Here is a 13,006-nt window from a genome sequence, read left to right as displayed (position 1 = left end):
ATGAGTTTTACGTGGTTTATTTGTTTTCATAAGTACCTCAATGGTGATTGTACTTACTTAGTGGAGTGTCTAAAAGTAGTGGCAGGGATCATTTGTTCTAACAAGCTCTGAATAGAACGGCAGCGATACTAATAGACATAGTCGGTTTTCCCGGCCATTAATCAATCTTCTTTCAAAAGCAAAAATCCAGCGTACTCAGGCTTAAGTAACAAACTCTAGACAACTATAGCGTCACTGGAGCAGATTTAACTCTTGGGCTTAAGAGTACAATCCATAAGATTCTAATAAACCTTCTTAAAATTGGCTAACTGCAATTTAAAACCATTTTATATGCATAAAAAAAGGAGCCTATTGGCTCCTTTTCAACAATTGGAAATATTACTTCCAGCTGCGCATCTTATGACCCTTTAAGGCATAGAATAAAATGAATAAGTAGCATGGTAAGCCAACCCAATAAGCAACCTGAGTATTGTCAGAAAAGTGAGCAACCTTACCAAATACTAGCGGTAGGATAGCACCACCAGAAATACCCATAATCAATAATGCAGATCCTTGCGCTGTATATTTACCAAGACCTTCTAATGCTAGCGGCCAAATAGCAGGCCAAACGAGTGCATGAGCTAAGCCCATTAAGGCTACAAAAGTCACGGTATCAGGGATCACAGGAATACCACTCCAACCCCACAATATGTCGGCCATCATAGTGCTTTCACGAGATCCTAGCGCTGCACCTGCAACACATAACATACCTGCAATTGCTGACCCTAACAGTGCTTTTTCTTGGCTGATGAACTTAGGAATACAAGTCACACCAATAATATAACCAATGACCATAAATACCATGGTGTAAGATGTCAGTGAAGCGAAGTTATTCACCCCTAACGTTTCACCGTATAAACCAATAGTATCACCAGCAATAACTTCAACACCGACATAAGCAAATAATGCAATTGCACCTAATACCACTTGAGGGAAATGAGTAATGCTGCCTTTTTCTTCATGTTCGTCTTCGCCTTCGAACTCTAATTCTGGTAGAGAAGAAAATTTAACTAAACCGATCAAGAAAGCAAGAGCAATAGCCATATATACATAAGGCATTACTAGACGTGATGATAATTCACTGATCTGTGCTTGGCGCTCGGCTTCAGAAAGTGCTGCTAGATGTTCAGCAGTAAAGTTTTCGAAACCAGAAAGCACTAGCGCAGTAAACAGAATAGGTACTATTACCCCTGCGCCTTTATTAATCAGCCCCATAATACTAATGCGCATTGCGGCACTTTCTTTAGGACCAATATGCACAACGTACGGGTTAGAGGCTGTTTGTAAAATGGTTAAGCCTGTACCTAGCACAAACAAAGCGCCTAAAAATAAAATATAGTTGGCACTTTGTGCAGCAGGTATAAACAGCAGTGAACCGACCACCATAATGGCTAAGCCAATTGCCATACCATTTTTATAACCAGTCTTTTTAAGAATGGATGACATGGGTAATGCCATCACAGTGTAAGCAATATAAAAAGCAAACGTAACAAACAACGCTTGGAATTCATTAAGCTCACAAATGATTTTTAGAAATGGAATAAGTGAGCCATTAAGCCAAGTCACAAATCCGAAGATAAAAAAGAGCACACCTATAATGGTCATAGGCAGTAAACTGCTCTTAGGGCTAGCTTGAGCCTGAGTCGTTGCTGTCATGTATTTAACCTGCTTCTTATAGTAATTGATTTGATGATACCAGATTAAACTGCTATCCCATCCTTCATTAGCTGTTACTTCGCGTTGCAGACTGCAGTCTGCTTATTATTTCGCTATTACACTCAATATCAGTGCCAATCCTTTGTTGCTCACTATCGCCTGATTTATCCCTACACCAGACCATTGTTTCATCGATGTTAAAACATTGAGAAAAAAAAGACAACGCTGTCATTTTATTTTATTGATGCCTTATGCTTCTATCTTAATCGATAAACTTAACCGCTTTTGGTATTCAATCTAATGATTAAATCGCCGTATACTAAGAAAGATAATGCTTTAAGATTTTGAATACTGAACATAAAGCAAAAGCTGATCTTTTAAGTTCAGTTAACTTCAAAACACTATACCTTAACGAATACACCTCGCTTATACATCCAGTACAGCACTAACCATTGCACCAACAATAATGCAATTACGCTCATTAGCGTCTGCGCATTTTCTGGAAAGCTGTTGATTACGCCACCGAACACACTTTGCGCAGTGTACTTCCAGTTAACTATGCTGCTAGCGATATAGATCACGATAGAGTTACAGCCAATGACTGTGAAGAAGAACGCCCATTTTTGCACTTTAAGCACATCAATAACGGCATAAAATAGTGCTAACAGCAAAATACTCCATCCCGCTGTAACTAAAGTAAAACTGCTAGTCCACAGCGTCTTATTAACAGGAATAAGTGGAGAGGCTAACCAGCCAATAGCAACTAGAGCTGCACCTGCAGCAGATAATAACCCAAGCTTAAACCACTCTCCTTTTACATGAGGCTTCACAATAAAGTGGCCAACAAATACACCGAATAAGCCATTTACAACAGCTGGTATCGTCGACAAAACCCCCTCAGGATCAACTGCCGCGCCTTGATATGTAATACCCGGTAATAACAGCGTATCAATCGCTGCGTTAATAGAACCGGTTGCGCTAAACGCACCGCTATCATCTAAGGTAATAAAAGGAAAAGCTTGCAGCAGTGCATAACCAATTAAAATAGCGATAGCAGTAATAATTTGAGTTCGTAAGCTAGTATGCCAAACCAATAAAGCACAGAAGAACCATGCAAAAGCAATGCGCCCTAACACACTGGCATAACGAATCTCTCCTGCAGCAAAGGGAGCACCTGTACCCCAGCCATGGTTGTATATCACTCCAAACAGCAGCAATAACAACAGTCGCTTAATCGCATGTTGATATAAAGGCTTACGCTGAGGTAAAGGCAATTTGTCTAATCGCTTTGGCGACAAGCCAAGGGCTACACCTGAAAGGAAAATAAATAGTGGAAAAATTAAATCGTAGAAGGTGAACCCATGCCAAGCACTATGATGCATTTGCGCATCGAACCATTTAAAGCCTGCCCAGCCAGTCAAGATAAGTAAAGCTGCAAATAAAGCCTCGCCGCCTAAGATCCAGAACATATCAAAACCACGAAGTGCATCAAGTGATTTTAATCTAAGTTTTTTTACCGGTTTGCTATTAGCTTGTTCAGCAACCTTAGCAGATTTTGTTGTAGAGTCAGCTGACGAATTATTAGTTATTGTTGTCATCTAAACAGCCTTTTATATTATTTTTAGTTTGGCTTTATCAAGATCAAGCAAAGCCTCTTTAGCTGTCACTCCAGAGGCTTATATTGTTTTATCTAGCTCTTGTCCTCTAGTGCTAACACTTGTCTTTACTCACAAGTAATCAATCACTAACCTTTAAAAACTAGTTCACCACCAATGTAGGTGCGTCTCACTTTATAGTTATCATCAACAAGCGCCAAGTCTGCTCGGCCACCTAAACTAAGCTGACCCATTTTATCGCTTAAACCAAGATACTGTGCAGGATAAAGCGACGCCATGCGTATTGCTTCATCAGCAGATAGCCCCAACATATTAATGCTGTTAGCGACAGCGCCTGCCATATCAAGCACACAGCCAGCAAGCTCCCCAGTAACAGCGTTTAGCCTATCTCCCTCTCTCAGTACTTGGGTACCGAAAAGCTTAAAACTAACTTCGTCATCAAGTCCTACTGGCGGCATAGCATCTGTTACTAGCATTACTTTGCCTTTAGGTTTTGCATTAATCGCTACACGGGCTGAAGCAGGATGAACATGATGACCATCTACAATTAAACCACACCAAGCTTGTTCACTTTCAAGCGCCGCGCCAACCATACCTGGGTTTCTTGAATCCAATGGCGACATTGCATTAAATAGATGGGTAAAGCCATTTGCGCCTGCAGCTAGCGCCGCTTTAACTGTGTCATAGTCTGCATTAGAATGACCTAAACAGACTTTAACACCCGCATCTACCAATGCCTTAATAACATCAGTAGAAACATTTTCAGGGGCTAGAGTAACCACTTTAATCCCTAAATCTTGTCGACTGAATATATCTAACTCAGCATCTGAAATACGACGAATGAAAGGTTGCGGATGAACACCTTTTTTAGGCACACTTAAATGCGGCCCTTCAAAATGCACACCTACTACACCTGCTGTTTTTGCTTCAAGTGCTGCAGCAACTGCATCAGCGGCTTGATGCATTACACTTACATCGTCAGTAATTAACGTTGGTAAAAAAGTAGTAGTGCCAAACTTTGCATGTGCCTGACCAATTGCAGCAATGCCTTGTACACTTCGTGACGCATTAAATAACACCCCACCGCCGCCATTAACTTGAACGTCAATGAAACCTGGCGTAATCAAGCCATTTACCCGAGACTCGTTCGCACCTTGTGCGGTATCAAATGCCACGATATGGCCGTCTTCAAACGTGATTGGCAAGTCAGTATGGAAGCTTTGTCCATCAAACACGCGATCTGCAATTAGCGTCTGTTTCATCTTATTCTCACTTACTAAAATATGCTGCGGCGGTAACATTAAGCCACAATACATAGAGTTAATTTAGTTAGGCTTTAGCGTGCTGCTGCTTTGCAAAGAAGGCTGCGCCCCACTCTGGTGGCTGTAAAATAGGAGATGTTTTAGCTAACACATCTTCATCAAGCCAAGGTGACAATGGCTCAGCTAAACCGCCAATCATTGAAAACCGTGGTGGATTAATCGCAAATAGTTTTCGAGCTAACTCACTAATATAACCTGCGCCTTCTGTGACGATATCTAAAGCAACTCTATCTTTATCCAAAGCGCTTTCAAATACCACTCTCGCTAATTTGGCATAAGTACTTGATGACTGACCAGCCAAATTCTCAACTATGCCTAATGCGTTATTAACGCCGAAATAATCAAACAAGCGCTGGCTAAGCTGTGTTTTCTCACCAAAACCATCTAAGTCTAATAATGCACACTCGCCAGCTTTAAGACCAAGCCATGCACCACTACCTTTATCGCCAAGTGCAAATCCGTGACCACCAAGAAATAGCTCTTGCTCTGCAACTCGAGCATAACCACAAGAGCCTGTGCCAGTAATGATTACAGCCCCCTCTTCGCCCTGATGAGCGCCAATACATGCAGTGTGCAGATCGGTAGTTAAATACATGCTCGCAAATGGATGTTGCCAATTGGCTATATCTTGATACAACCTCGGCACATTAACGCCCGCCAAACCTAAACCTGCGATTAAGCGTTTGCTATCACTTGGCGCTAAGCCTGCATCAGCTAATGCAAGCTGAGTTGACTCTTCAATTGATTGAAACGTTTGAGCTAGGCCATGAAGTGGATTCGCGCGACCCGCGACTCCAGTGCCTAATATACGATAGTCACTAGTGTAAATAGTTGCACGGCACTTGCTACCGCCGCCGTCGATCCCTATATAAAGGGACTCTTCTTTCGTCTGGCTCATGCCCATGACAGACCTCTTTATCGTTCTCATTCTTCAACTGCAGAATGGGTGTAGACTTTATATAAAAGCCACTAAGTTAATTCCATGTTACAACAATAATGACAGCGTTGTCATTTGTTTTTTAAACTTGCCAAACAAAACATAAAAAACGCAGCAACACCAAAGATGCTGCCGCGTTCAAGCTTAGTTATTACTTACACGCCTAACATAAACACCTGTTAGGCATTTGTTATTTAACAACGAGAGTACGCCCTTTACGCTTACCGTCAGCAGCAATCACTCGCACTTCAACAGGAGCTATAACCTCAACGCCCTCTTCATATGCCAACCAATCGCCTCCAGTTGTGCGATATTCCATATCAAGCCCAGGGAAAATCACATTGGCAAACAGCTTACCGTCTTTTATTACAGCACCAGGTGTCGGTACACGATAAGCAATATCGGCTTTATCTAACTTAAGTAATTCTTTAGCACCAACAGTGTTTGCGACTCGATACCAGTCTTCAGTCTGCGCCTCTCGCATTTCTTCAGTAAAGAAACCACTTTGTTGATTGTAAACTGCGCCTTGATACTGATAAGCCACTTCCCATTCAGGCTTATGCCAAGCTCGCTCAGCTAGCATTAGCACTCTTGGGTACATCATGTATTCGGCCACATCATCACTACGGACGGTTTCGCTCCAAAGTTGACCTTGGATCCCTGCAAAACCAATAGACTGTTTTAATGGACTGCTAGTGACTTTGCCCGATTCATCTTTTTGAACGGTGTCGTCAGCCTCAAAAGGGAGATTCTCAATATCTGTCCACTGCTCTGCATTTGCCGGCAAGTTACCCGGCATAAAGCTGTGGATCTTTTTCGAATTGGTATTACGGCTTGCCCAGTAATAGCCGTGCTCTTTTGGGTCTGCCTCGTAAGGGAAGTCAAAATACAAAACTTCAGGTTGACTTAATACCGCATGCCAACCCAAGTTTGCTTGTTGATGTGCTCGCTTGTGTCCCCCATGGGCAACAACATCCCAGATATTAGACTGCGCTTTACTTGGCATATTCTCCGGACGAGTATGGCTCATACCGTCACTCCAGCCCGCAGCTTCTATACCTTTATCAGCCAATAATTTAGCGGTTCTTTCGATAAAGTATGCCCCTAGCTCGTCCATGCTAGTGACTCCTTTGTCATTATTTGCGACAAAAGCCTTACAAAGCGGAGACTCAATCCAAGCTCCTGCGGTTTCATCAGCACCTATATGATATAAATCAAGTGGCACACCTGCCGCTTTGTGCATAGCCGCTATTTCATCAATCACCTTATCAATAAAGGTAAAGGTAGACTCCATACACACATTTAAGGTGTTATCGTTGTAATACTGGATTGATGAGTAAACTGTTTCGTCTTGGCTGTCAGATAGCAAAAATTGATCTGCCGCTTGCTGATCACCTTGGGCAACTAATTTACGGTACCTTGCCTCCATCGACTTAATCGCGGCGCGCGAATGACCTGGCATATCCATCGATGGGATAACCTGTATTTGTCTTGCGTTCGCGTATTTAAGAATTTCTATATAGTCGGCTTTGCTGTAGTAACCATTCACTTTAGCGTCGCTAAATGGCCCACTACCAAGTTGTGGCAACAAACAAGTATCTTCATTTAGGTCGTGACAACGTTTGCTGCCCACCTCGGTTAACTCTGGTAGACCATCAATTTCTAAACGCCAACCTTCATCATCAGCCATATGAAGGTGTAACTTATTTAGCTTATAGGCTGCCATTTGATCTAACAGATCTAGGATTAACTGCTTACTGTGGAAGTTACGTGATACGTCAACATGCATGCCACGAAAGTCATAGCGCGGAGAATCGCTTACTATGACAGGACTTACGGTCAGTTCATTGGCATCAACTAAAGCCGCGATAGAGGCTAAACCGTAAGAGAAACCAGCGTTATCTGCGGCAAAGATTTGGATCTTGTCTGCCGAAATATCCAAATGATACTGGCCTGCAGCAGTACTTGAAGTTAATGGTAATAACTCTGTTTGAATACCTTGCTCGCTTTGACCTACACCAATAGGTGCAAGCCTTTGTAAAGCTGCATCGACAGTAGCTGAATCAACATCATTGAACAGCAGATTTAAACCCTGTTTTAATGAAACCGCAGGCTTATCAGCTTTAACTGTTAGCTTGGTTGGCGTGGGTAAAATGCTATTGGTAGCTAAGGCAGCATTAACCGGTGTGTCGAGGTTATTTTGGTACAGTACACTACTTGTTGCCCAGTTAAGTTTATCTGTCTCACGGCGCTTATATTGGGTTTCACTGTCAGTGAACGCGGTAACATACGGGCGCACTTCCATTCCAGTTTCAGGGTCAACGCCTAATTGTGTGCTACGAATAATGACCGGTTCTAAACCGTCAGCAACAATGTAATAGTTTGGCATACCGTCGATTTCAGATAATTGCCAAAGCTCTCCACGAAACTGGATTTTAGTTGTTTGACCTTTTTTAAGGCCTTTAAAACCCGCGGAAGGTGTTATTTTGTGCAGATCACCTTGTACTCGAGCGATCTCAAATTCATCGCCAACAATGCTTTGGATCGGTCGCATTTGCGAATAATAGATAGACCAGTCTTTACTGTCGATATCGATAGCTGAAGTTAAATCAATTTCAGCAAGGAAGCAGCGGCCGTCACTTGCGTCTTTATCACAGTTCTCATCGGGAACATTAGAGATAACGCTATAGCGTATATCCAGTGTTTCACCCATTTTATTTAGCAGCGCTTGAGTTAATCCAGTCTCAGAGTTAGTGGCTTCAGCACTAACGCTCGCAGGGGCACTTTGCTCATCGACTTCCTTCTTTGAGCACGCACTTGCCGACATTGCAATTGCAACTGCTGCAACGACCAATTTAATCTTCATGACTTTCCTTATTCTATATTCTTATTTATAAGCGGAACGATTTAACTAACTCTCGTAATTTCTCCCCCTGTAGAAATAGTCGATCGCTAGATTGAGCTAACCTTTCGCTATCCGTTGAAGCCGCCCCAGACGAGGCAACTAAGTCATTTAAGCTAACGGATATACTTGATGTAACTTCAGTCTGCTCTTTAGCTGCAGCCGATACATCAAGGTTCATATTGCTAATATTTGATACAATTTCAGATACTTTTGTTAGTAAGCATTTTATTTCGTTTGAATGCAATACAGCTTTATCTGACATATTTTTGCTTGAATGCATGGTTTGCACTGTGTTTTTAACACTGAGCTGCACCATCTGGATCATCTTTTGGATCTCACCTGTTGCTTGTTGAGTCCGGCTTGCGAGGGTTCTCACCTCATCAGCTACAACCGCAAAACCTCGGCCTTGTTCTCCAGCTCTTGCCGCCTCAATAGCCGCATTTAGCGCTAGTAAATTTGTTTGCTCAGCAATTGCATTGATCACTACCACTACTTCATCAATCTTTTGCGTTTCTAACTGCAACTGCTCAACAGATTGCGCTGATAATGTGAGCTCTTGAGCAAGACTCTCACTTAATGCTAGCCCTGAGTCAAACTCACTATAACTATGTTCGACCTTTCTATCGGCATCTGTGGCGGCATCTGCAGTTGCGCCAGCATAAGCAGCAACATCATTAGCGCGGCTATTTAGCTGCGTCATCGCGGTAACAGCGGCTTCAGCATCGACTAACTGTGACTGAACACGTTGATGGTTAACACTTGATAGTTTTCCAAGCGACTCTGCATCGCTAAGGATCTGTTCAGAGGTCTCATTAACTTTGGAAATACTCTGATGAATCTGACTGACAAACTGATTAAATGAAGCGGCAAGCCGGCCCACTTCATCTTGGCTTTCTACAGGTAACTTATGACTTAAATCGCCGTCACCACAAGCTATTTCATCCATTGCATGAACAATATGCGCCAACGGAGTTGTTACTAATACCCTTAATATGATGTATATAGCGCCAAGGCTAAGCAATAGAATCAAGGTAGCCATTAACATATAAGTCATTAATAAATCGCTCAACGCAGACTGCATATATAAGGATGAAAATGTAATATCCATGAGGCCGGTAGATTTACCGTTATTAGCGAAGTTAAGCGTATGCTGACTCAAATTATCAGAGCTAACGACTGCACTTTGCCTCACTGAGCCTATATCTTGACCACGATGGTCTTGCAATGAAATAGCATAGATCTGCGGTGATTTTAGTAATGCTGATAAAACCGCGTCTATTTGCTCAAAGTCATAATTGAAGACTGGCTGAGCCAAAGTCACTTCAAGGCTTGCTAATGAGTTAGCTTGATAATCCACAAACTCTTGCTGCAACCTAGACTTTTCCAGCCAATAGGCACCCGTGAATAAAATACTAATGACAATAAATAGTGCGCTGGCTAAACCAACCTGAACTTTTAATGAGATAGACTTCATTTAATTCACACCCTCAATATCAAACAAATCCAGCCATAATTCAGGGCGATTAACCGGGGTTAACTTATGCAAACCTGGCGTGTCGATTCGAATAATAGCTCGCTGGTTAAAATTAGCTTTTGCATAAAGCTCTTCGATTTTAAAGTACTGATTATATTGCTTATCAAAACTGCCATCCGTCACCATAGCCTCTAATCCTTGTAATAAATCTTTAGCTAATTGCGGCTGCGACGGTGAGACAAAGAAATAAGCTGGAGAGCGATATTGCAGCAGTACGCGCTCATCTACTTTAAGGGCTGGGTCTGGGTGTTTATCTAACTCCAGCCAAATTTCTTGAGCGCCCAAGGCCAGGTAGTCAAACCGTCCGCCCTCTAACATTGGGTATAAGTTCTTATATTTATAACTGGTGACGATAGGTAAATTGGCAGACTTAATAATGTCGGCATCTGGCCAATAATGATTTTGCCCTGCTGTAAATTCAGCAAAATCTTGGCGATTAGCAATGGCATTAAATTGTTGTTGCGACTCTTTACGGATGATAAGTAATCGATTACCGAGCAAGCCTTTAAAGATTGGAATACGGATTGGTAAAAGCTGCTCTTCAAGTGGTAATGAGGTCATGCTCCAAAATACATCAATGTTCCCCGCTAGCGACTCTTCAACTTTGCGTTTTTGGTTCATTTCAGTGGTAATTTTGGTGATTTGATACTCACTATCAACTCTATTTAATGCAGCATTCATAAGCTGTAATTGCCAGCTATCGGGTATGGTGGTGTTTACCGTCTTTGCGCCAACGGCATGACTTGAGATAAGGACTGGAAACAACATCAGTACTATGAAAAAACGTGTTTTAATCATCTTTTAGTACTCCACTTAAAACCTGAAAATAGACGTTAACGCTCCGATGCTATAGCAGGTAAAAATATCTTTAAGCTTATAATTGTTATGGCCTTTTGAAAAAAATGGCCGAGTGCTATTAAACACTCGGCCCACAATAGTTTCTGGGGAGAGACTATATAGGAGTAACAAACATATTCGTTTGTTTAAAAACATAAAGTAGGAGACCTCATCCTCTTTATGTAGACCTTACAAACAACCTGTCACACAAGCAGATGACAACGCTGTCATTTATGAACATACACAAACTTGAACATTATATCTACATTTTTTTGACACTTTTATTTCTTTATTTAACTGAGCGAACTTAATAGCTGCTGAACTAAGGTTCTAAAGCATAAAACTGATGTGGAAAACAATATCATGACAACGCTGTCAACAATTGATAACATCGAGTCAATTCAACAAAGTCATTTAGCAAAAGAGCAAGGTTTAAATAACGCTAGAGGTTAACATTCAAGTGCGGCTAGAACGGCAAGAGCATTCAATTACTTATATATCCATTGCTATCATGTTGATAGCATTTTGGTTTGTATTTGTTTATAGCAAAACCGATGGTATAGAGTTAGTAACTCAATACCTACACTACTGTGGTTTAGGCATATTAGGTGCTATTTTTGCAAACTCTACCGGGGCCGGCGGCGGTGTAATATTTATACCCGCTTTTAATAGCTTAGGCTTTAGCAACGAACAAAGCTTGGCTACATCTTTTGCAATACAGTGTTTTGGCATGACCACAGGTGCAATTAGTTGGTTGCACTATTATATGCAAAGTCAAAAGCAAAAGTGGCAACAACTCCCCCTTCTATTAGCTATATTAACACCGCTTTCTATCGCTGGATTATGGACTGTAGAAGCACTAAACATTTCTTCTATCAACAATCTAGAACAATCTTTTAGCCTATTTTCTATTGCTCTTGGCTGCGCCCTTCTTTTTAACCACTTTAATCAGGCAAATAGGCGTAATAGCTCACAACCAACTTTTAGCATCAAAAAAGCCGACTTGGTAATTCTTGGGGCAATCACTTATTTTGGTGGCATGCTCACCGCTTGGTTATCCGTTGGCGTGGGCGAACTCATTGTTATCTATTTACTTTTAAAAAGAGTTGAAGCGACGTTAGCGGTTGCAACGGGAGTAATAGTGACTGCAGCAACAGTATGGAGCACAGCTGGGCTGCATTTTAGCACCACCAGCGATACCTATTTTAGCGTTGTAGCCGTAGCAGCACCTGGTGCGGTAATAGGAGCGCTTATGGCTAAAAAACTTGCACTATTTTTACCGATAAAAACATTAAAGTTATTTTTCGCAGCTTGGATCATTCTATCAGGAGTTGCAATTTTAATAATGGAATAAGAAATTACAACTTAACTAAGATAAAGACAAACAAACTTAAATAGAACTCAAATATACAAATAATAAGTAGAGGTAAGTCAACATGGCAAATATCGTCCCTGTAAACTCAACAGCACATTTAAACAGCTTAGTGAAAGAATCTAAGGATTATAGCCGCTTTAAAAATCAAAGCCTTATACCTGTAGTCGCACAAGAGTTTGCAACTCTTGCTAATGAGTTTCCTATCGTTTTCGTTAAAAACTCTGAAAATGGTCAATTTACACCTATTGCAATGATGGGAATTAAAACAGACGAAAACCTCTATTGCCAAACTGAAACTTGGTCGAGTTCAGTCACGCCGCTAGGTTTTAGTAAAGCGCCATTGTCACTCATGAGAACATCCGCAGAAACAGAAGAGCTAATGGTATTTGTTGATGAAGATAGCGAACTGCTCAATACAACAGAAGGCAATCGACTATTTGATGATGCAGGTGAACAAAGTGAATATCTTAAACAACGCTCAAATGCATTATTAGATCTAGCAAGCTTTACTCAGCAAACAGCTGCTATCACCAAATATCTAGCAGATCTCAAGCTTCTAACGCCAAAACAATTAACGGTTAAGCTCAGCGATACTAGCGAAGATGTAAATATTAACGGTATTTATATTGTCGATGAAAAAGTACTCAACGAGCTTAAAGATGAAGACTTTATTGCAATTAAAAATAAGGGGTTACTGCCGCTCATCTACGCCCATCTAACATCGTTACATCAAATTGCACGCCTTATTACAAAACAACGCTCATTTGAGTTAGCTGCAAGCTAAT

At 41.4% G+C, this 13,006-nt stretch carries 9 protein-coding genes; 2 read left to right on the top strand and 7 right to left on the bottom strand.

All coding sequences use genetic code 11. The annotated features are described in order from the left end of the window. Positions 1-378: 378 nt before the first annotated feature. The 7 genes from L2748_RS02930 to L2748_RS02900 form a co-directional block, all read right to left on the bottom strand. Complete coding sequence (locus L2748_RS02930) at positions 379-1,695, bottom strand: sugar MFS transporter (protein ID WP_220781087.1); 1,317 nt, start codon at positions 1,693-1,695, stop codon at positions 379-381. Positions 1,696-2,096: 401 nt separating this feature from the next. Beyond that, positions 2,097-3,293: a transmembrane glucosamine N-acetyltransferase NagX gene (gene nagX / locus L2748_RS02925; RefSeq protein ID WP_220781086.1), complete on the bottom strand. Its 1,197-nt coding sequence runs from the start codon at positions 3,291-3,293 to the stop codon at positions 2,097-2,099. Positions 3,294-3,439: 146 nt separating this feature from the next. Then, entirely contained in the window at positions 3,440-4,573 is a 1,134-nt protein-coding gene (gene nagA, locus L2748_RS02920; RefSeq protein WP_220781085.1) for an N-acetylglucosamine-6-phosphate deacetylase, read from the bottom strand. Positions 4,574-4,640: 67 nt separating this feature from the next. Further along, positions 4,641-5,537: an N-acetylglucosamine kinase gene (gene nagK, locus L2748_RS02915; protein WP_220781084.1), complete on the bottom strand. Its 897-nt coding sequence runs from the start codon at positions 5,535-5,537 to the stop codon at positions 4,641-4,643. Positions 5,538-5,760: 223 nt separating this feature from the next. Continuing rightward, the gene (locus L2748_RS02910; protein WP_220781083.1) at positions 5,761-8,436 is read right to left on the bottom strand and encodes a family 20 glycosylhydrolase; all 2,676 of its coding nucleotides are present in this window, start codon (positions 8,434-8,436) and stop codon (positions 5,761-5,763) included. Positions 8,437-8,461: 25 nt separating this feature from the next. Next, positions 8,462-9,949 carry a methyl-accepting chemotaxis protein gene (locus L2748_RS02905; protein WP_248957665.1) on the bottom strand — a complete coding sequence of 496 codons (1,488 nt, stop codon included), beginning with the start codon at positions 9,947-9,949 and terminating at the stop codon, positions 8,462-8,464. Next, positions 9,950-10,777 carry a pilus assembly protein PilM gene (locus tag L2748_RS02900; RefSeq protein WP_373317209.1) on the bottom strand — a complete coding sequence of 276 codons (828 nt, stop codon included), beginning with the start codon at positions 10,775-10,777 and terminating at the stop codon, positions 9,950-9,952. Positions 10,778-11,306: 529 nt separating this feature from the next. On the opposite strand from L2748_RS02900, the gene L2748_RS02895 reads away from it, so the two are divergent. Both L2748_RS02895 and L2748_RS02890 read left to right on the top strand, forming a co-directional pair. Beyond that, the gene (locus tag L2748_RS02895) at positions 11,307-12,200 is read left to right on the top strand and encodes a sulfite exporter TauE/SafE family protein (RefSeq protein ID WP_220781080.1); all 894 of its coding nucleotides are present in this window, start codon (positions 11,307-11,309) and stop codon (positions 12,198-12,200) included. 82 nt (positions 12,201-12,282) lie between these two features. Next, positions 12,283-13,005 (top strand): SapC family protein, encoded by a 723-nt coding sequence (locus L2748_RS02890; RefSeq protein WP_220781079.1) that lies wholly within the window; start codon positions 12,283-12,285, stop codon positions 13,003-13,005. Position 13,006: the final 1 nt, after the last annotated feature.

It is taken from the genome of Shewanella sairae (assembly GCF_023283535.1).
In the GTDB taxonomy this organism is placed as follows: domain Bacteria; phylum Pseudomonadota; class Gammaproteobacteria; order Enterobacterales; family Shewanellaceae; genus Shewanella; species Shewanella sairae.
The sequence above is the reverse complement of the archived record's forward strand: the minus strand, read 5'-3'. Positions and strand labels throughout refer to the sequence as shown.